Below are 21,917 nucleotides of genomic sequence, written 5' to 3'. Positions count from 1 at the left end.
TTAAGCAAGTCATTTGGGAATATCAAATCGATGATAAGTAAATCACAACAAATATGGGTTTAGGTGTAGGCTTTGATTCGTTTAATTTCGTTATCTAATAGGCTATTCATCGTTTCCATTGTATTACTGGCCATAATAAAATAACTATCACTATCAACATTAATATTTTGTGGCGCAATAAGTTCTTTTTTAATGGTATCCGTAAATATTTTGCAGGCATTTCGGGCTTCAATAATTAAACTCTTACTTTCTTCGTTTGAAAGGCCAGCCAGTAAACTAAAGGAAGTCAGTGAGTACTCTTGAATTTTTTGTTCTAAATATTTCAGCTTATTTTTATCTTTGTTAGTTATCTCACCAGACGTGGCCACTGCCATCCCAATTGTCCGCGCTTGACCAATAAATTCCACCGCCATAGGTAACTCTTTCCAAATACACTGAAGGTCTAATATTTCTCTTGGTAGCTTATGGGTTTTCTTCCAATCATCGGCAGCAACTTCCATGAGCCTTAGTAGGTTCTCAATCAAGTTAGTATGTTGTGCAAAGCTATCTCTAGAAGATAATGTAAAACACTTTTTCTCAAGACGAGGCCAATGGTCAATAAAGCTCAACCATCTTGCTTGTTTGTTAAACACATCATCTTTATTTAAATCTACAATGCCAATATTGATTTTTTGACGCAACTCAACAATCAATGGTTCAACCCTAAGGTTGCCATTTATATAGCCAGCAGATAATCCTCTGTGCCTTTGTAAGTTACCAATTAATACTTTAAGTTGGCTAATAACCTCGAGGGCACGGATTAACCTAATACGGTCAGTAAGTCTCGTGTACGCTCTCACGAAAACTAATGAAAATATTAAAACGGTTAATATGATGGTAAATGTCTCTAACATGTATCTCCTAATCGAGGTATCAAAGTATATTGGAGGGTAATCGTTTTCAAATCATAAGCCGCTTATAAATTTAGGCATAATGCCACTGATATAAAGTTGTTGCATGGCTCGCGATTATAATGATCATGAAATCTGTAATAATGTTTGAAAAGCAATTATTGAGCCACTACAGAGTTTTAAGAAAGGAGATGAGAATTAAAATGCCTCATAGAGACAAAACACAAACAATTATTAATCTATTACTTCTTAGCAGGCTAAATATCGTACTTTGATATCTGTTCTGTGACGAATTAGCTCTACTTTTTGCACACAACCAGTACGCATGCCCTTTAATGGTGCACCTATTATGCTCGTTATTCCCTTAGGCAAATTGAATCGAAACCCATTAAGCAGTTTAAAAGGCTACCAGCTTGTGTATTTGCAATTAAAAAGATCAAGACTAGATCGCCAACCAATAGCGCTGATGTTGATTACCGCCTAATAACAGTAACACGCTTTCCACAGCTGACATTTGCTAATATATCTTCGGATGAATGAACAGCTAGTTTGCCACTATTTTTTGCATCCCGTATGGACTTTTCTAATTTGTCTTTTAATCCTAAATGTCTCTTATTCACGTAATGATAAAGTGGTAACTTATGATCAAGGCTTGGGGTAAATTGAAACGAATCCAATTTGGACGCGCAAACAATTCGCTCAGCCTCAATGTCAGTTACAAAAATCACATCAACTAGTCCGGTGTCTAATTTTTTCGCGATGGAATTAATACTTTTAATAAAGTGACATTTAATATTAGATTCTGCGCAAAAATCGACGGCACCACGAAAACTTGATAACACCCCAATGACGGAGGTCTCATCAACGACACAATCACTTTTATCTAAACAGATGAAACCAATTTGTATGTGGCCTATAGCTTCATCAATTTTAACTAATTCACTGAAGTGTTCGCCCACAACGTTGAGCCTAAATGCTTCGGCATCTAACACCCCCTCATCGACCATCTTTAAGCCACGCTGAGACGGATAAAATGTGAACGAGGGTTTTATATCAACAGTTTGGTAAATATCTGTATAATATTGAATCACGTTCGGAGCATCTTTATCATCTTTTAATACCCCCACAACATTGACAGTAAAATTGTCAGCTCTACTTGAAAATGCGATGGACAAGAGGGTTAAAATCAATAGTAATTTCATGATCTACCAATTCACTTAGATTAAGTTAAGTTTAGCAGAAATACGCTTTGTGTAACCACAATTTGCTCACTTGCAGCTGTTTTCTAGACTTTTGATTCGCAAACTCAACTTGGTGTAATTTTTGCTGGTAGCCTTATTAAATATGTTATTGATGTTGTTAACATTGTTCTTTTGCAGTTAAAAGTCTTGCGATTAAATCATTTTCTGCAACTGCTTTCTGCGTTAACAAAATCCTAATAACACCACTCGAACTGCTTGTTATCGTTGTGCAAAGTTACACAACCTTATCCCGCTTACAGGAAAAAAATGATAAAAATCACCACAATATTTACTTTGATATTCAGTATTAGTTGCTTTGCATCTTCGCAAAACACAGGAAAATATGGGCCGAAAACCTTCCCTAGTGAAGAAAAGTGGACGGCAATTGTAGCTGCCTACTCACCAGAAATTAAAGCCATCGATGCGGCCTTTTCACAAATCAGTGATGCGCAAATTGAACAAACACTGACAATTAAAGGAGTGAAGTACCAATTAGGACATTTTAAAGGTGAGCCTATAGTGATTTTCACAACAGGTATCAGTGTTCCTAACGCAGCAATGACTATGCAAATGGCACTCGACTACTTTCCAATTGATAGAGTTGTGATGATGGGTATAGCAGGTGGTGTAAACCCTGAATTTCAACCTGGAGATATTGCAATTCCGGAACGCTGGTATTTTCACGATGAATCCGTTTACGCCAATCCTAAAGCAGGCAAAAAAGACGCTTATATACTTCCTGACTACTATGAAAACGCGCTAGAGCAATATCAGAAACGTGAAGAAACTGATCCCAATGCCCCAAAATATGAAAGCTTCGGTTTTATCCACCCTGAAGAGATGTCAGTCATTAAACAAGGCTGGTCTAAACCTCAACAAATGCCCTATTTTACTGTCACTCCAGAGCTTCTAGACTTAACCCAAAAAGCGCTTGCATCAATGGCTACGATTAAAATGCCGTCGGGACAAGCTATCGACATAAAAATTGGTGGCAATGGAGTAACTGGTTCGGTATTTTTGGACAATGCTGAATATCGAAATTGGCTTCAGAGGGTTTACGATGCGCAGGTGGCTGAAATGGAATCAGCGGCGGTGGGTCAAGTGTGTTTTGTTAATGAAGTAGATTGGATCGTTATCCGTTCCATCAGTGATTTAGCTGGCGGGCAACAAGGTAAAAATGTTGAAAATGTATTCGACGCTATCGCCTCTGGGACTGGAGCTCAGCTATTGGTAGGATTATTAGACCAAATTGTAAAATTTCAGGCGCAGTAGTCATCCTCTACATTATTTAAAGCATATTATTGGATAGTTGCCCTTCCACTGAAGGGCAACTTCAATTAGGGCCATTTCATCACATTACTAACCAGAGCCTGACCTCGCATATATGCAAACCTTTCCAACCTCCTATATTTTCTAACTTGGTAACTCTCTAACTTCTAACCTTTCAATCTTTCAATCTTTCAACTTTCCAACTTTTCAACTTTCCAACTTTTCAATTTTTAAACCTCCCTTTTGAGAATGGTTCTTATTAATATTTACATTCTAATTATTTTTATGTAGTATTTCTGCGGTCGATTTTAGCCCTTATAGAAGTATTAGAATTAAGACTAAAATTACAAATTTGTGCCAATAATAGTAGCTTCAAAACTTACTTCACGGACTTGTCTAGGAGCACTAAGGTGAAGCATGATTCTGAATCAAAACTATACAACCCCGATGGTTTAGACGGCGTGAGTAAATGATAAGAACGTTAACTTAGCAGTAGATTATAAGGTAGAAAAATGGGGTTTTCATTGGGCACAATTAGGCAATGGCACTGGATTAGCGCCTCTATTTGCATGGCAGGTATGCTTCTTTTCGCAGTAACTGGCATTACCCTCAACCATGCTGCCGACATTCCCGCAGAACCGACATTTATTAGTGTTGAAGAACAATTGCCAACGCCTTTATTGCAAGATTGGTTGAGTGCAAATTCATCTCCTGAAAGGCTTTCAAGCAAGATTAATGATTGGCTTTATGCTAACCATAAAATTGCTCTACCTAGACAATATAATAGCGAATGGGATGGGACTGAGTTTTACCTTCCTTTAGCGCGTCCGGGGGGAGACGCTTGGTTAGCCATTGATACAGAAACAGGAGAATTTATTTACGAAGATACAGATAGGGGTTGGTTAGCATATTTTAATGATCTACATAAGGGTCGCGATAGCGGCACCGTTTGGCGTTGGTTTATCGATATATTCGCCGGTGGTTGCATTATTTTTAGTGTAACTGGCTTAATTTTATTATGGCGTCAATCTTCCCATAGACAAGCAACAGCTCCATTAGCGGCGTTAGGTGTTTTAATTCCGCTAGTCCTTATGCTGTTATTTATTCACTAAAAGAGTAACGATATGAATACACCCAAAATATTAATAGTTGTGAGCGCTATCTTTAGTATGTTTTCAGCGGCTGCGAATAGCGAAACACTGACACTTAATGTTGAAATTCCGCAATTAAATGTCGCTGAGTATCACAGTCCTTATGTCGCAGTTTGGTTAGAAAGCAAATCTCGAAAGTCGACGCAAATAGCTCTCTGGTATGACGTCAAGATGGCTGACAATGAAGGACAAGAGTGGCTCAAAGATATACGTCAATGGTGGCGTCGAGGCGGGCGCAGTTTAGATCTGCCATATGACGGTCTAACCTCAGCCACTAAAGGTCCAGGAAGTCATCAAATTACCATCAATTTAAACAAAGCAGAATTAAAAGACCTCGATGCAGGCGATTACAAATTACGAATTGAGGCAGCTCGGGAAGTAGGTGGCAGAGAGTTAATTGAGATACCTCTCACTTTGCCTCTGGATAAATCTGCTCTACCTATTTCTAAAAGCGGCAAATCAGAGCTGGGCAAAATTAGCCTGAGTTTACAAACTAACAATTAATTATTTACCGGAGTAAATTATATGAACACCTCAAATTTATTAAAAGTTATCACCGCAGGTATTCTTACTGCTTCAGTTGCGATGCAAGCCCAAGCGCATAGAGCATGGATGCTTCCTAGCTCAACAGTATTATCAGGTGATGCCCCTTACGTCACCTTTGATGCAGCAATTTCCAACACCTTGTTCTTCCCAGATCACGTAGCCATGAATCTTGCAACAGTGAAAGCCTATGGTCCACAAGGTAATGCCGTAGAACTTTTAAACGCTGCCAAAGGTAAATACCGCAGCACATTTGATATTCAGCTAAACGACGAAGGTACATACAAAATTGCTACCAGCGGTGGCGGTTTACGTGCCAGATGGGAAGATGAAGATGGCAAACGTAAAATGTGGCCAAGACGTGGACAAACGGCTCAAGAATCAGAGTTTGACACTGCAGTTCCTAAGGATGCGAAAAAACTACAAGTAAGTCGCGGTTACCGCCGAGTTGAAACTTTTGTTACCTTGGGAGCACCGAGCGATAAAGTGTTTACACCAACGAATCAAGGTATTGAAATGATTCCACAAACTCACCCTAATGATTTGTATGCCGGTGAAGCGGCAACTTTTACGCTTTTAATTGAAGGGGAGCCAGCCAAAGGAGCTACCATTGAAATTATTCCTGACGGTGTGCGTTACCGTAATCAACAAAATGAAATCAAGCTAACCGCAAATGAAAAAGGTGAGTTTGAGGTAACGTGGCCAGCAGCAGGACGTTATTTTCTAGAAGCAGAATATGAAGATAACAAAGCTGCCTTACCTGCAACTAAACGTACTGGAAGTTATGCTGCGACTTTTGAAGTGTTACCCATGTAACTTAACTGGAACGATACGCAATTGAATGAAACAGTACGGATTAGTGTAGCGGTTATTCTAACGCTAGCATGGTTATTTTGGTGTGTTGGGTTGTATGTGCGTCACAAACGCGCGCAACCTAAAATCAACTTAACGGCATCAACCTTAATTGCTTATGCCAGCCAAAGCGGCTCTGCTGCTGCACTAGCTGTGAAAAAAGCACAGCAAATCGGTACTCAAGAGGCAGTAAACTTGCTGCCTCTTGACCGCGTTGACTCGCAAACCTTGCAGGCCACTAAACAAGCTCATTTTGTAGTAAGTACCTACGGTAACGGCGAGCCTCCAGATAATGGACAACGTTTTTATCAAGACATGTTGTCAAAAAGGTCGGCTGTTGATCTGTCACATTTGCACTACAGTGTAACGGCTTTAGGTGATAGCTCTTATGAACACTTCTGTGCATTTGGCCACAATTTACATAGTGTTTTAGCCAATTTAGGCGCAAAATCAAAAGCTGATGTGATTGAGCTTGATAGTCAAAGCATGCAGCTAATGGAATCTGAAGAGCAATCTCCTCACCTTTGCGATTGGCAACTAACGGCACGACAATGTCTCAATCCTAAAAGTGGTAATCCCCCTCTATATTTGCTTACTTTTCAGGTGAACTCTGAACTCCCCAATTGGCAAGCTGGTGATGTGATCTCAATTCTGCCTTGTAATGATCAAAAAAGTGTTGATGCTTGGTTACAAAAATATCAGTTAGACGGCAGTATGCTTGTCTCAAAAGATGGTATCAAGCAACCGCTAAAAAACCATTTAACAAGGTGTGTATTACCAGAGCACTTTAGCTCTGCAAAGACTGATGCTGGGATTTGGCTAACTTCATTCAAACCTTTACCAAATAGAGAGTACTCAGTGGCGTCTGCCCACCATGAAGGTGTGTTAAAGCTAATTGTACGATTACAGACCCACACAGATGGTAAACCAGGAATTGGCTCTGGTTGGCTGACCCAATACAGTAAAATTGGGGATATTACTCAAGGTATCATTCGCAGCAATATTCGTTGCCATATTGAAAATGCATCACGCCCACTAATATTAATTGGGGCAGGAAGTGGAGTTGCCGGCTTGCGGGCGCAATTAGCTCAAAGATCACAGCACACCAAAAGTGCACCTGTATGGTTGATTTATGGTGAACGAGATCCGAAACATGACACCATGATAAATCCTGAACTCGAAAGTTGGCAACAAAAGGGCTTAATCTCAGAGCTTCATTTTGCTTACTCAAGAGACCCAGACAAAAATGCTTATGTACAAGATATTTTGCATATAAATTCGGAGAAATTGAAAGCCATGGTGCATAAAGGGGCTGATATCTATGTATGTGGTAATAAAGCGGGAATGGGTGATGGAGTCCATCAAGTTTTAACAGAGTATTTAGGCCAAGAAAATGTATCCGCTTTATTAACCTCTGGACGTTATCGTCGAGACTTATATTAAGTTAGAAGTTGTTCTTTAATAACACTAGGGGTGAATAGTAACCCACAATTGCAGAAAGCTGATGTAGGGGTTTATTGGAACTTACCAGATTCGCCACTAAGTTTTTTATTATCATTATACGAGCAGAATATTAGGTAAATGGAAACGAGTAATAAGGCTGTTGATAAAGTGCACTTTTCAAATGAAAAGTGCACTTAGTAGTTAGATAATACAGGGCAAGAAATTAATCTGCAAACTGCCTAATGATTGATCCTAAGGTTTCTTTTGCATCCCCAAATACCATACGGCAATTAGGCTTAAAGAATAGTGGATTATCCACCCCTGCAAAACCGGAAGCCATGCCTCGTTTAAGTACAAAGACATTTTTTGCCAAGTCAGCGTTAATTACTGGCATACCATAAATGGGGCTACCTTTCATTTCACGAGCTGCTGGGTTAACCACGTCATTAGCACCAATTACCATGGCCACATCAAAGTTTTCGATACGCTTATTGATTTCATCCATTTCAAACAACTGCTCATAAGAAACATCAGCTTCGGCTAAAAGTACATTCATATGTCCAGGCATGCGTCCAGCAACCGGATGAATGGCATAAGCCACTTCTGCACCATTATCTTCAAGCAACACCTGTAGTTCTTTCATCGCATGTTGTGCTTGTGCAACGGCCATACCGTAACCTGGAATGACGACAACTGATTGAGCTGCTTCTAACACGTAATAGGCATCATCGGCAGACAAGGGTTTCACTTCGCCCTCAATAACCATATTCGACTCAACAACTGGCATAAACCCACTAAATAGTACGTTAGATAACGAGCGGTTCATTGCTTTACACATAATACTCGTCAGAATAATACCACTGGCACCAACCAAGGAGCCTGCCACAATAAGTATGTTGTTTTGCAAAGCAAAACCAGCAGCACAAGCAGCAAGTCCTGAATAACTGTTTAATAGGGAAATAACCACCGGCATATCGGCTCCGCCGATAGGTAAAACCAGCATAATTCCAAACAGCAACGCTAAGCCCATCAAGCTATAGAGTACAATACTAAAACCGGGAGAAAACTCTGGCTGCGCAATAAACAAGTAACCACCAAACAAAATGGTAGCAACTAATAGTAGGTTAAAAATCACCTGACCTTTGAAGGTTACTGCTCTGCCGGTAATTCTTTCGCTTAGTTTTGCCCATGCAACCAAACTGCCTGAAAACGTTACAGCACCAATAAGCAGCGCTAAAAAAGTCACAAACATTATAAAGCCTGAAAACTGGCCATTTGATTCAACGGTTGACCAAGCCACAAATACACTGGCGAGACCACCTACACCATTTAGTAGTGAAACCAGTTCAGGCATAGATGTCATGGCAACTAACCGAGCGGCAAAAAAGCCAACAATACTACCGGCCAGAATAGCAATGGCTATCCATTGAAAACTCACAATATTTTTATCAAACATGGTGACCACAATTGCTAGAAGCATACCCACGGCAGACAATAAATTACCTTTTCTTGCCGAAGATGGGTGTCCTAACAATTTCAATCCGAAAATAAATAACGCAGCTGCCAGCACATAAGTAAGATTAATTACCAACGCTGAAGTCGAAGTAGTTTCTATCATTTTAAGTTCCTCTTAATCTTCAGTTTGGATTAGTTCTTTTTCTTAAACATGGCAAGCATACGATCGGTAACTAAGTAACCACCTACCACGTTAATCGTGGCAAGAAAAACCGCGAATGCACCCAGAATCTCAGCGTACTGCCCTAAGCTATCATCTCCAGCTAAAGCTAAAGCGCCCACTAAGGTAATACCTGAAATCGCATTAGCACCAGACATTAACGGTGTATGCAAGGTAGCGGGGACTTTTTGAATAAGCTCAAAACCAACAAAAATCGATAACAACAAAATAAATAATAAATATATGGCTTCCACTACGCTTTCTCCTGCTGATTATTGGCTTGTTCGTAAAAAGACTTAATCATCTTATTTACCACATTACCTTGGTGAGTAATGATGCAACCAGACTGCACCTCATCTTCAACGTCTAACTCAAAACGGTTGTTGTCTTTTGACCAAAACTCGCTAATTAAATTGTATAAGTTGCTGGCATACATTTGAGTGGCATGTTTGGCTACGCCATTGGCCCAGTTACCCGTTCCAACTAAACTAACGCCATGTTTGATTACCGTTTCCCCTGGGACTGAACCGGCGACGTTTCCACCTGTCTCGGCCGCCATATCGACAATCACACTTCCCGGTTTCATCATTGCAATAGTGGCATCGTCAATAAGTTGAGGTGGTTTACGACCAAACAATTGTGCAGTAGTGATCACGATATCTGAGTCGGCGATACATTTAGCTTGTTCGCGCTGTTGAATTTGCATTTGTTCAGGTGTTAACGCTTGCGCATAGCCCTGGCCAGTCTCACCAGTTTGTCCCAGATCAATATCAAGGAATTTAGCCCCTAAAGATTGAACCTGTTCGGCAACGACAGAGCGGGTATCAAATGCGGTAACACTCGCGCCTAAACGCTTGGCGGTCGCGATAGCTTGTAAACCTGCTACTCCAGCCCCGATTACGAAGACTTTAGCGGGTTTCAAAGTTCCAGCAGGAGTCATCATCATAGGTAGGACAGAATCGAGGGTATTGACTGCCTGCATGATCATTACATAACCAGCTAAACTTGCCTGAGAGCTTAACGCGTCCATTTTTTGGCAGCGACTAATTCTGGGGATCATTTCCATACTGATACTAGTAATATTGGCAGCACATAATTGATCGACAAAAGCAGGTTCATTGAACGGATCCAAATAACTAACAATGAGGGCTTCGGGTTTAAGCAAACTGATCTCATCCGCGGTTAATTTGTGTAAGCTCAGTACAATATCAGCTTTTTTTAATAGTTCGTCTCGACTGGCGATAACTTCAGCCCCTGATGCTTGATAATCACCATCCTGAATGTTAATCGCTGCACCTATACCAGACTGAATACATACATCAGCACCTAACAATGTGTAAGCTTTAACATTGATAGGCATTAATGAACAACGCTTCTCACCAGGCTTAGACTCTGCTGGAAAAGCAATAACAGGCATATACCTTCTCCTAATTTTAATAATTTAATGTGGATACTATGCCCGTATATGTTGCCAAATAGTTATTCATATTGTTTATATAGAATATCAAATTAATAAGTAGCGCTTAATAAATGGCTGAGATGAAATTCACATATAATGCGACAACTGGCATTTGAGGGCAGTAATAACAAGGGCTATAGCCAGTTACTAGGCTATATTTGACGGCTTTAAAGCTTAGGTTTTTGGAGAAAAAGTGAAACAAGTATTTAGATTTTGGTGTGCTATATGAAACATATTTATAAATAGATTGGGATAAATAATTCTTATGATTGAACGACTTGTATACCTACATTGTTACAAGTTGCAATAAAAGCTGGTATTTCTGACTCTGGAAGAGACACTTGAATGTGCACCCTCTCTGCGTATTCACACTTATCAATGACTCCTAAATGCTCATTAGTGAGGTGCCGAATGAACTGTTCGTGTTTAAAATCTGTGTGCAAATTTAGAGGCTCTAACCTTATTTGTTGTTTTACAGGTAAAACCTCTATCACTTGTTGTGCAGAACTTGAATAAGCCCTTACTAAACCGCCTGCACCAAGTTTAATCCCCCCAAAATAACGAGTAACGATCAGCATAATATCGCCGACATCTTTATGTTGCAGTACATTTAGAATTGGTTTTCCAGCGGTACCACTTGGCTCTCCATCATCCGACATTGCGGCGCTAATCGGAGTCTTAGGATTTCCTAACAAATAAGCCCAACAATGATGTCTGGCATCGGGATATTGCTGTTTTATAGATGCAAGTTGAGCCATAGCTTGCTCTCGACTATCGGCAAAACTCGCGCAAGCGATGAACTTGCTCTTTTTGACCTCATAGGTCAATTCAGTATTTTGTGCGGGAATAGGATATGACATAAGCTTGCTATTATACCCAATTCTGAAGAAAAGGTTCTAGAAGAACCTAGTTATTGCAAATAGCCTAATAGAGATGCATTTGCCTATCACAAGAAGAAATACTGTAAACTTTCAACCTTAGTTACAAAAATCACAAAGATAATACAGATATTGGGTAGCCTTAAAACCCATGGTGGCAGCCTAAACACCCTAAGGATCTATTTTACAATCCCCAAAATTGTCTACACTTATTGTATCGAAAGACTGACAAAGCCACCTAAACCCCTTATAAAATGTAGATCGCAATCCAGAAAGAATGGAAATTTAGAGCCTTATTCTATTGGTTAGAATGTCGCAGTTAAAATACTACTTATATACGCCCAAGGTCTTATCCACTTTATTTTTGTTTTTTCGTATGATCAATAGACTGAAAACTTACAAGATGACTTACAGATCAAGTTAAAAGAAGTTGCAAAACTAGATACAAGTTAACTTACACATGCGAGAAACAAAATGTCTTACAAAACTGAATATGAGCAGTCAATTACTCAACCAGAAACATTCTGGATGGAAAAAGCCGCGAAGTTACCTTGGTACAGTGAACCTAAAAACATTTTGAGCAAGGACATAAACGGCATTCATCGTTGGTTCGAAGATGGTTTAATGAATACCTGTTATATGGCAGTGGATTATCACGTTGAGCAAGGCTTGGGAGAGCAAATAGCAATGATCTATGACTCCCCTGTTACCAACACAAAAGTCAGCTATACCTATAGTCAACTGCAACAGCAAGTGGCTCTTTTTGCGGGCGTTCTTGCCAAACAAGGTGTAGGCAAAGGCGACCGAGTGGTAATTTATATGCCTATGGTTGCAGAAGCAGTAATTGCCATGCTAGCAGTGGCGCGTTTAGGCGCGATTCATTCCGTTGTATTTGGCGGATTTGCGCCACACGAACTTGCCATGCGAATTGACGATGCAGAACCTAAAGTGCTAGTTACGGCTTCCTGCGGAATCGAAGTGTCTAAGATAATCGAATATAAACCTTATGTAGATGAAGCGATTCAGCAAGCAAGCCATAAAGTTGAGCACTGTATTGTTCTACAACGAGAACAGTGTAAGGCAGAGCTCATAACTGGTCGTGATATAGATTGGCACAGTGCAATGAAGTCAGCTCAACCCGCAGACTGCGTGCCGGTAAAAGGTACAGATCCCTTATATATTCTGTACACCTCAGGTACCACAGGTAAACCTAAAGGTGTAGTAAGAGATAATGGCGGCCACGCCGTAGCATTACACTACTCAATGGAAGCCGTGTATAACATGAAACAGGGTGAAGTGTTTTGGGCGGCATCAGATGTTGGTTGGGTGGTAGGCCATTCATATATCGTTTACGGGCCACTGCTTAAGGGCTGCACTACCATTGTCTATGAAGGCAAACCAATCAGAACGCCAGATGCCAGTGCTTTTTGGCGCGTGGCTCAAGAATATAATGTCAAAACCTTATTTGCTGCACCAACTGCTTTTAGAGCAATTCGTAAAGAAGATCCAGAGGCTAAATTATTAGCAGACTTCCCTCTGCAAAACCTGCAAACCATTTTTATGGCAGGGGAACGACTCGATCCACCCACATATCAATGGACCTGTGAAAAGACCGGAAAACCAGTCATCGACCATTGGTGGCAAACCGAAACGGGTTGGGCAATTTGTGCAAACATGCTAGGAATAGAAGAAAAACCGGCAAAACCAGGCTCAGCAACTCTTCCTGTGCCAGGCTTTGATGTGCAAATTTTGGATGGTGAAGGGAACCAGATGCCTCCCTCGAAACAAGGTTCTATTGCAATTAAACTCCCCATGCCACCGGGTTGTTTACCAACAATCTGGGGAAATCAAGAACGTTTTGTTGCCGGTTACCTTACTCAATATAAAGGGTACTATTGCTCAGGTGATGGCGGATATAAAGATGAAGACGGATACGTTTTCATCATGGGCCGAACAGATGATGTCATTAACGTTGCAGGCCACCGACTTTCTACTGGAGAAATGGAAGAGATTTTAGCGGCCCACCCTGCTGTAGCGGAGTGCAGCGTTATAGGTGTTCACGATAGTTTAAAAGGTCAGGTTCCTATTGGAATGGTACTTCTTAAAGACGGAGTCGATATTGATGAAAGCAAACTTCAAGCTGAGTTGATTGCCAATGTAAGACACGAAATCGGCCCTATCGCATGTTTTAGCCGTGCTATTGTTGTTAAACGTTTGCCTAAGACTCGTTCAGGTAAAATATTGCGTAAATTATTACGACAAATATCAGCCGGTGAATCATACAATATACCCTCTACTATTGACGACCCAGAGAGTGTTACTGAAATAGCTTCGATTATGGATAAACAAGGTTTGATTAATATAGATAAGGCGTCATAAATATTAAATATCAATAAGTTAACTGCGGTCATATCTTTGACCGCAGTTTGATATGTTTTGGTGTAATTCCCAACGCACCCTTGCTCACGTTAAGTGGGCTTTTTTATGGCCACAAAAAATCGACAAGCTTAAATTTAATACCTATATTTACGTTCAACTGGCAAGAAATAGCGGATTAACAAAAACGGCAAAAAGAGCCAAGCACAAACTCACAGGCTTGTAGCTATAAACTTTTTGAAAATATCAAATTGCTCAGCCGGAACTGGTTTTTGGAAAAAGTAACCTTGTCCATACTGACATTTTAAGTTTCTTAAGAATTGATAACATTGATAGGTTTCTATGCCTTCGGCAATTATTTCCATATTCAATTCATGACCCATGGCGATTATTGTTGATGCAATAGTGTTATTTGCCGGCATAAAGCTTTTATCTATTTTCAATACATCGAAAGGCAAGTTTTGCAAATAGCTCAAACACGAATAACCGGTACCAAAATCATCAAGTAGTAGTTTTGCACCTAACTCTGACAATTCATGTAAGGTCTGAACACTCACTTTATCTTCAGTAATGGCACTATTTTCAGTGATTTCAATATGCACACTCTCAGCAGATAGTGCGTGTTTATTTAAGGTATCCGTTAATCGTTTAGTAAAATGTTTATCTTTTAGTTGATAGGTGGATACATTGATTGCCATAGCGTGATTTTTTGCACCTGCGTCGTGCCAAATTTTGCATTGTTTACATGCCTGCTCTAAGACCCAGCTACCAATATCTACAATAAGTCCGGCATTTTCAGCAATAGGAATAAACTCATCCGGTCCGATAACGCCATTTTCAGAATTCGTCCATCGTAAAAGCGCTTCACTGCCTATAGTTTGGTTATCAGGTAAATGTACTATTGGTTGATAAACAAGGCTAAATTCATCGAATTTAATTGCTTGATGCAGTTGAGCTGCCAAAGTGAGTCTTCGATTAAGTTTGCTACCAGACTGCATATCGTAAGATTGAAATTGATTTTTACCGGCATTTTTCGCCTGGTACATGGCTGCGTCAGCATGTTTTAAAAGAGAGTTACAATCTTCACCATTTTGCGGGTAACAAGCAATACCAATACTGGCGGTGATATAAGACTGCATGCTTTCTAATTCGATTGGTTTCCTCACGGCTTCTATAATTCTATGGGCAATATTGTCAATTGTTTCAATAGAGTCAAAACAATCTGTCACCGCAACAAATTCATCACCGCCGAATCGCAGCACTGAATCACTCTCACGAACAGTGTGGGCTATGCGTTTAGCCATCTCAACTAACAATGTGTCGCCTACTGAATGCCCTAGGGTATCGTTGATATCTTTAAAACGATCTAAATCGACGAACATCACCGCGAACTGGGCAGCCTGTCGATCTGCTTTAGCAATAGCGGTTTCAATCGTATGTTCTAATAAATTTCTGTTGGGTAACCCAGTTAATGAGTCTTTGTAAGCTAACTGTTTAATGCGCTCTTCACTTTTCGCAAGAGCCTTCATTGCTTCAGATCTTTTGTTTAGAACAGCAGTCACTGCAGTTCCAATTTTGTGGGTAAAAAACAACACTAGAATGGACATGACTATTATTATTAAGATAGTAATATGAGTCACGAATTCTACAGTTTTTTGAACTGGGGCTTCGAACAAGATGGAGTTTTGTTTAAACTGACTTAAGGCTGAGACTAATTCATTTTGTAATTCTTGTAAGGTTATTTCTTGATTTTCGTATTGCGCGATTAGCCGTAAAGCCTCATTTGCAATAGCTAAATCCTTCTTGCACAAGCTAATGATTGCATCAGTATTAATTGCTTCCATGAAAAATCGTTCGAAAAAACCGACCATGTTTAAGCATGATTTAGGTTGTTCACGAATTTTCATAATAACTTCGCGAACGTCATCAATAGAGTAGAGATTGTGTCCCGATTCTATGGGTTTAGGGATGGTAATTAACGCATTTAACTCGAGAGTATGTTTAAAATGACGGATATTAAGCTGATGGAAATGACTACTTTTGTCGACCTTAAAAAAGCTCCATACCATTACAACTGAAAATAAAAAAATAATTACAGTGAGGAAGGTGAGAGCCTTTTTAATCCTACTATTTTCAATAACCATCAATTAATGTGCTCTGCAATTTACTTCCATCGACATCCGTATTTGGAATCAAACAAGAACAGCTCCTGTTTGATTCCAATTAGTATTTAAGCTTATTTATAGCACAGTTCATTGAATCGTGAAGTTAAATAATGATAAAAAATTAACCATCTTAACTTGTTTTCTGTGCCATAAAATACAACTGCAAAAGCGGTATTGATCAAATAAGTAAAATAGCTTTATTCAATTCTGAATTTACTGGCGATAAGCATACCAATGGCTCGTTGCATTTCGGTGTGCAAACGTTGTGCATCTTCTCCAACGAGGGCGTTACAGGACATCATTTTGGCGCACGTTTGCCCAGAAACACGGCTTCCGGTGCCCACTTTAGGGGAAGGTGTGTTACGTAGAATTTGCAGTTGATCTATAAAAAAGTGCTGCAGGTCTTGAGGGGTTACAACAATACGCTCTATGTCCTGATCACTGCCTGGAGGCATAGGTAGGTTTAACTCGGTAAGACGCTCTCTAGCTGCCTCAATTTTGTATGCTGCCTTGTTGTAATAAGCAATGGATTTATCTTGGTGTTCAGCACCAAACAGCTGACTGTCATACATTTTAGCCAACAAATAACTTGCTCTAGACATGTTATTTTCGGACGCTAAAGTCAACCATTCTCTAGCTTCATCATAGTCTTTCTCTACGATTTCTCCTTCTAAATAGACTACACCAAGGACGTAAGCGGCATCGTAAATTTTGTTTTTAGCCGCTTTTTTAAGGTAACTAATTCCCTTACTCGGCTTATCATCTGTGGCTTGTGATATATACATTAAGCCCGCTTTATACTGGGCGGTAGCTTGATTCCATTTTGCCGCCTTTTTGAACATCCGCAGTGCTCGAGAAGGATCTTTATCAGTGCCATAACCAACAATATAAAAGTTGCCTAATGCTTCCATTGCACTTGGATGACCTTTTTTAGAATACTTTTTGAAGTCTTTAAAGGTTTTAACACAATGATCTTCACTACACTGTTTGAAATCAAAGGCTAATGAATATGGTGTGAATACAAGTACGCTTACAAATAATAATATTTTTCTAATGGGTAAAAACATAGTTAAAACTCTCCATGTAATAAATCAATTCAAACTCAAAGTTGCTGCCGCAACCACAACTTAATACTTTACTCGCATATTTATTTTGACCACTATGACGTTTTATTGAAAAGGTGTCACCTTTTAATGTTAAATTTCAGCCTATGACATTCACAGTTATTTACTGCTGAAGATACTTCACCACATTAAAAATAGAGCGGTCTTCTGCATCGCGCTTGATTTCAAAGCCTAGGCTTTCACAAAAACCTAGCATGCCAGTATTTTCAGCTAAAACCATTCCTTCCATGCGTTCCAACCCTTTTTGTCTTGCACTTTCAATTAACGCATTCATTAAACGCACAGCAATGCCCTTACGATGCCAATCATCTGCTACCACTACGGCAAATTCACAGCTTACTTTATCAATATTGGTAATATACCGAGCCACACCTATTTCACGGTCCATATCACCACTGCTAATGACAGCGACTAAGGCCATTTCCAAGTCATAATCTATCTGAGTAAAGCGGACCAACATGCTTTGCGGTAATTCTTTAATGCTTTGCATAAAGCGAAAATACTTAGCTGTGGGTGACAAAGAACTTACAAATTGACGCTCTAAATTAGCATCTTCAGGTCGAATTGGACGAATCTCTAACACCACACCAGAACTTAGCACTTCTGTTGTCGCCAACTCCATAGGGTAAGGATGAATTGCCATATGATCATAGCGCCCTGCTTGAGAGTGCGCTGCGATGGAGATTTTCGCATCTAAAGCAATGGCGTCATATTCATCTACTACCAGCGGATTAATGTCCAACTCTTTAATCCATGGCAGCTCACAGGCCATTTCAGATAAACGTAATAAGACGTGTTCAATGGCCCCCATATTACATCCTGGTAGTTGTCTAAAGGGCCCCAACATCTTGGCAATACGTGTATTGTTCATTAATTCACGGGCTAGGGTTTTATTCAGAGGAGGGATTGCCACCTCTCTATCTCCCATAATTTCGGTAGCAATACCACCAGCGCCAAAGGTAATTATCGGACCAAAAACGGTATCATTGGATATACCAACCAATACCTCTCTGCTGCGTTTTTTAATGTACATGGCTTCAACGGTTACACCGCTTATTTCGGCTTCGGGGAAGTATGTGGAAACCGAATCAATAATATCGTTATAAGCATTTTTAACCGCATCAGCGTTTGAAATACCTAGTCTCACGCCCCCCACATCCGACTTATGGGAAATGGTTTTACTATAAACTTTCATGACAACGGGATAACCGACGTTTTTAGCAATTGCGATGGCTTCATCAATATCGTGTGCCAAACTAGCGTGTGTCGTAGAGATATTGTATGAATCAAGGACAGCCATTGATTCAAGGTCAGTTAAGACGGTACGCCCCTCGCTCAACGCTTTCTCAATGATTAACTTAGCCCCTTCAGTATTAACCTTTTCCTCTTTTTGCAAAGGTTCTGGTGCCTGCAATAACAGCCGTTGGTTTCGAGTAAAGTTACGTAAATAAGAAAATGCTTCAATAGCGGCCTCTGGGGTAGTGAAAGTCGGCACTTTATTATCTTCTAAATAAGTCCTGCCTTCCGCCACCATTTCGCCGCCCATCAAGCAGCAAATAATCACTTTTGAGGATTTCTTCGATGCTTCAACTATTTCCTTAGTAACTTGCAAAGGCTGAGTCATAGATTGTGGTGACAAAATGAGCACAATTCCGTGCATAGTTTTGTCGTTTAAACATAGCGACAATACTTGTTGATAACGTTGTGGCGGTGCGTCACCAATAATGTCGATTGGATTGTCTTTAGACCAATTGGCGGGAAGCACTTCATTTAATTGGGCTTGTGTATCCTTACTTAACGAAATTAAATTCAGATTCAAATCAGTAGCACGGTCTGCTGCAATGGCACCGGGCCCGCCGCCATTAGTAATAATCGCTAGGTTTTCGCCTTCTAAACGTTTGTTGGTAGACAATACTGTGGCACCCACAAAAAGGTCGAAGACACGATAGCCTCTAACCGCTCCAGCTTGTCGTAACACCGCATTAAATACGTCGTCTTCACCAGAAATCACCCCAGTGTGCATTTGTGCAGCCATGGTGCCTTTATTGTGGCGTCCAACCTTTAACACCAACACCGGCTTAACCCGAGAAGCGCGTTTTAATTCACTAATAAACGAACGAGCGTGATTGATACCCTCAATGTACAAAAGAATGCTCTTAGTCTGAGAGTCGTAGGTGAGGTAATCGAGTAATTCACCGAACTGCACATCGGCAGCACAACCAATGGATACCACCGCAGAAAAGCCTAACTTACGGGATTTTGACCAATCAAGAATAGAGGTACATAAGGCACCTGATTGAGAGACAACCGCCAAGCTACCTTGATTGATGTCACCACTGTGGAAAGTAGCATTAAGGCCTGTTATTGGACGCGCGACACCCAAGCAATTGGGGCCAATGAGTCGAATTTTGTGTTGTTTGGCGGTGTGCTGTACTGCTTCTTCAAGTTTCTTACCTTCTTCATTGGCTTCCCCAAAGCCCGCTGACAAGATAATCGCAGCTTTCACACCATGCTTTCCACACTCTTCTAAAATTTCATTGGTTACCGAGGCTGGAGCGGCAATCACAGCTAACTCAATGGGTTTATGGATCTCAGAAATATGACTATAACAATGACGACCAAGCACTTCTGGATGGCGAGGATTAATGAAATAAATAGGCCCTTTAAAGGCACTTGAGGTTAAATTTAGGGAAACAGTCTTTCCGATGGTTGATTCACGCTCGCTTGCACCGAACAAGGCGATTGAACTTGGGGAAAAAAACGAATGTAAATAATGTTTCATTTAAAATCTCTTAGATGTTGGCGCGATTGTTTTGTTACTATTATCCCATACTACTTATAGGGTTATTTTATGTCTTCTACGGCTTTTATTACACATCCTAATTGTTTGCTCCATGAAATGGGAGATGATCATCCTGAAAGTCCCGCTCGTCTGCATGCAATTCAAGACGGTTTAATTCAATTTGGATTGGCTGATTTCATACTTAATATCCCTTCCCAAAAAGTTTCTAAAGATCTGTTAAAACAAACTCATACTCCAAAACACGTTGAACAGATTGAACAATTTTCACCGGTAAAAGGCCAGTACTTTCCGATAGATGATGAAACCAGTATGAATCACGTATCATTCGAGGCCGCTTTATATTCTGCTGGTGCAGGTATAGTTGCTATTGATGGTTTATTCAACCATCAATTTAAAAATGCATTTTGTGCAGTAAGACCTCCAGGTCACCATGCCGAGAAAGATAAAGCCATGGGTTTCTGTTTTTTCAATAATATTGCAGTAGCTGCCACCTACGCGAAAAAGCAATATAATCTTACACGAATAGCTATTTTAGACTTTGATGTACATCACGGAAATGGCACCGAAGACATTTTGAAAGACGACCCAACCATTCTATTTTTATCGTCTTATCAATATCCTTTTTATCCGTTCACCATACCTGAAAAAGCCGCTGATAATTGCTTGCATTACCCATTACCTGCGGGCACAGATTCCACCGCATTTCGACAATGTTACGCTGAACGGGTGCTCCCCGAATTGATAAAGTTCGAACCAGAATTAATTTTAGTATCCGCAGGATTCGACGGTCATCATAGCGACCCTATGGCAGATTGGGATTTATTAGACTCTGATTATACTTGGTTAAGCCAACAGCTTGTTGACATCGCTGAGACCCATTGCGAAGGTAGAATAGTGTCATTTTTAGAAGGGGGATACAGTTTGCCAGCACTTAGAACAGGGGCAATTGCACATATTAAAGCTTTAATGAAAATTTAAAGGTGAAAAGACGCAGTCAGTTAAATTTGGCAGCCACAAAAACCTGAACATTGCTGTGACTGCCTTATTTATTATGTATGTTGCGCTAGTTACGCTTGAAGGCTATTTATTAGGGTTTCAACTTCCGCAAAAGTGGGCGGATTACAGCCAACTTTTTCAACATTTAGACCTGCAGCGACGGCCCCAAACCTGAGACCATCTTTTAAGATGCTTTCTTCAGCGGATGGGCTGAGTGCGTTATTTTTCAATAACCTAGCCAGCATAGCAGAGAAAAATGTGTCGCCGGCACCCACAGTATCACCAAATACAGCTGGTTTGTGGACAGCTTGAAATAGATTATATTTATCAGTGATTAAATGAGATCCACCTTCACCTAACGTTAACACCACCATGCCATTTTCCATTCGATCTAACATGGATTTAGCATGAAATTCCGGTTTGCCATAGAGACCTTTTAATTCAAGATCCTCATCACTCACTTTAACAATATCGGCAAACTCAACAAACCGCCATATGGAAGCGACATATTGATGGTGGTTAACTTCCACACCTTTACGCACGTTAACATCAATACTGATTTTTACCCCGCGTGATTTGAGCGTTGTAATAACAGGGATTAGCACTTCTAACATCTCAGGCACTATTGCAAGGGAGCCCGTATGAAAAAGCTCTAAATCATCGGGTAACATCGATAATAGTTTTTCCGACGTGATATCCAGATCTGCAACACACTTACGATACAACCGATAGCTAGGTTTACCATCCTCGGCTTTATAGACCAACGCCAGTGACGTATTTTTTTCTGAGCGATTATCTTCAGGAACTTGAATACCGTCACTCTTCACTGAACTGAGAATTTTTTCACCCAAATAGTCCGTAGAAATTGGGGACAAATAAGAACAGTCAATATCTTGCTTCACAAAACTTCGAGCGACATTGAAAGGTGACCCTCCAATGAAAGGTTGATAACTGCCGTCTTGTTGTTGAATCATGTCAAACAACGCTTCACCAAATACAGCAACTTTAGGATTCGCCATAATCACTCCAAAATGCTAAAAATAAGCCAAGTC

At 40.3% G+C, this 21,917-nt stretch carries 17 protein-coding genes; 7 read left to right on the top strand and 10 right to left on the bottom strand.

What is annotated here, in order from left to right; all coding sequences use genetic code 11:
• Positions 1–59: 59 nt before the first annotated feature.
• Both ABJV04_RS11350 and ABJV04_RS11345 read right to left on the bottom strand, forming a co-directional pair.
• Entirely contained in the window at positions 60–893 is an 834-nt protein-coding gene (locus ABJV04_RS11350) for a nitrate- and nitrite sensing domain-containing protein (protein ID WP_348491632.1), read from the bottom strand.
• Between the two features lie 470 nt (positions 894–1,363).
• Positions 1,364–2,092, bottom strand: coding sequence for a hypothetical protein (locus ABJV04_RS11345; RefSeq protein WP_348491631.1), 729 nt, complete (start codon positions 2,090–2,092; stop codon positions 1,364–1,366).
• 306 nt (positions 2,093–2,398) lie between these two features.
• Here ABJV04_RS11345 and ABJV04_RS11340 point away from each other — a divergent pair, with 306 nt between their 5' ends.
• From ABJV04_RS11340 to ABJV04_RS11320, 5 genes are all read left to right on the top strand, one after another.
• On the top strand, positions 2,399–3,403 hold the full coding sequence (locus ABJV04_RS11340; RefSeq protein ID WP_348491630.1) for a 5'-methylthioadenosine/S-adenosylhomocysteine nucleosidase: 1,005 nt from the start codon (positions 2,399–2,401) through the stop codon (positions 3,401–3,403).
• Positions 3,404–3,912: 509 nt separating this feature from the next.
• A complete protein-coding gene (locus ABJV04_RS11335; protein WP_348491629.1) occupies positions 3,913–4,512 on the top strand; it encodes a PepSY-associated TM helix domain-containing protein in 600 nt (199 codons plus the stop codon).
• A gap of 12 nt (positions 4,513–4,524) precedes the next feature.
• Positions 4,525–5,055 carry a DUF2271 domain-containing protein gene (locus tag ABJV04_RS11330; protein ID WP_348491628.1) on the top strand — a complete coding sequence of 177 codons (531 nt, stop codon included), beginning with the start codon at positions 4,525–4,527 and terminating at the stop codon, positions 5,053–5,055.
• Between the two features lie 21 nt (positions 5,056–5,076).
• Positions 5,077–5,910 carry a DUF4198 domain-containing protein gene (locus ABJV04_RS11325; protein WP_348491627.1) on the top strand — a complete coding sequence of 278 codons (834 nt, stop codon included), beginning with the start codon at positions 5,077–5,079 and terminating at the stop codon, positions 5,908–5,910.
• Positions 5,911–5,931: 21 nt separating this feature from the next.
• Positions 5,932–7,389, top strand: a complete 1,458-nt coding sequence (locus ABJV04_RS11320; RefSeq protein WP_348491626.1) for a sulfite reductase flavoprotein subunit alpha — start codon at positions 5,932–5,934, stop codon at positions 7,387–7,389.
• A gap of 223 nt (positions 7,390–7,612) precedes the next feature.
• Here the strand turns inward: ABJV04_RS11320 and ABJV04_RS11315 are convergent, their stop codons facing one another.
• From ABJV04_RS11315 to ABJV04_RS11300, 4 genes are all read right to left on the bottom strand, one after another.
• Positions 7,613–9,007 (bottom strand): NAD(P)(+) transhydrogenase (Re/Si-specific) subunit beta, encoded by a 1,395-nt coding sequence (locus ABJV04_RS11315; protein WP_348491625.1) that lies wholly within the window; start codon positions 9,005–9,007, stop codon positions 7,613–7,615.
• A gap of 29 nt (positions 9,008–9,036) precedes the next feature.
• Positions 9,037–9,318 carry an NAD(P) transhydrogenase subunit alpha gene (locus ABJV04_RS11310; protein ID WP_348491624.1) on the bottom strand — a complete coding sequence of 94 codons (282 nt, stop codon included), beginning with the start codon at positions 9,316–9,318 and terminating at the stop codon, positions 9,037–9,039.
• Complete coding sequence (locus ABJV04_RS11305) at positions 9,318–10,481, bottom strand: NAD(P) transhydrogenase subunit alpha (RefSeq protein WP_348491623.1); 1,164 nt, start codon at positions 10,479–10,481, stop codon at positions 9,318–9,320. Before ABJV04_RS11305 ends, ABJV04_RS11310 begins: the two co-directional genes overlap by 1 nt.
• Before the next feature lie 305 nt (positions 10,482–10,786).
• Positions 10,787–11,383: a YigZ family protein gene (locus tag ABJV04_RS11300; protein ID WP_348491622.1), complete on the bottom strand. Its 597-nt coding sequence runs from the start codon at positions 11,381–11,383 to the stop codon at positions 10,787–10,789.
• Between the two features lie 492 nt (positions 11,384–11,875).
• Here ABJV04_RS11300 and ABJV04_RS11295 point away from each other — a divergent pair, with 492 nt between their 5' ends.
• The gene (locus ABJV04_RS11295; RefSeq protein WP_348491621.1) at positions 11,876–13,780 is read left to right on the top strand and encodes a propionyl-CoA synthetase; all 1,905 of its coding nucleotides are present in this window, start codon (positions 11,876–11,878) and stop codon (positions 13,778–13,780) included.
• Between the two features lie 209 nt (positions 13,781–13,989).
• On the opposite strand, the gene ABJV04_RS11290 is transcribed toward ABJV04_RS11295, so the two are convergent.
• The 3 genes from ABJV04_RS11290 to ABJV04_RS11280 form a co-directional block, all read right to left on the bottom strand.
• Positions 13,990–15,846: an EAL domain-containing protein gene (locus tag ABJV04_RS11290; protein ID WP_348491620.1), complete on the bottom strand. Its 1,857-nt coding sequence runs from the start codon at positions 15,844–15,846 to the stop codon at positions 13,990–13,992.
• Positions 15,847–16,139: 293 nt separating this feature from the next.
• Positions 16,140–17,009 (bottom strand): tetratricopeptide repeat protein, encoded by an 870-nt coding sequence (locus ABJV04_RS11285; protein ID WP_348491619.1) that lies wholly within the window; start codon positions 17,007–17,009, stop codon positions 16,140–16,142.
• Positions 17,010–17,169: 160 nt separating this feature from the next.
• The gene (locus ABJV04_RS11280) at positions 17,170–19,848 is read right to left on the bottom strand and encodes a bifunctional acetate--CoA ligase family protein/GNAT family N-acetyltransferase (RefSeq protein ID WP_348491618.1); all 2,679 of its coding nucleotides are present in this window, start codon (positions 19,846–19,848) and stop codon (positions 17,170–17,172) included.
• Between the two features lie 69 nt (positions 19,849–19,917).
• On the opposite strand from ABJV04_RS11280, the gene ABJV04_RS11275 reads away from it, so the two are divergent.
• Entirely contained in the window at positions 19,918–20,847 is a 930-nt protein-coding gene (locus ABJV04_RS11275; RefSeq protein WP_348491617.1) for a histone deacetylase family protein, read from the top strand.
• An 89-nt stretch (positions 20,848–20,936) separates the two neighbouring features.
• Here ABJV04_RS11275 and ABJV04_RS11270 read toward each other — a convergent pair whose 3' ends face one another.
• Entirely contained in the window at positions 20,937–21,884 is a 948-nt protein-coding gene (locus tag ABJV04_RS11270) for a PfkB family carbohydrate kinase (RefSeq protein ID WP_348491616.1), read from the bottom strand.
• Between the last annotated feature and the right edge of the window lie 33 nt (positions 21,885–21,917).

The sequence above is a fragment of the Aliiglaciecola sp. genome, assembly GCF_039982535.1.
Classification (GTDB): domain Bacteria; phylum Pseudomonadota; class Gammaproteobacteria; order Enterobacterales; family Alteromonadaceae; genus Aliiglaciecola.
Note: the sequence above shows the minus strand (reverse complement) of the source record. Positions and strands in the feature narration are given on the sequence as shown.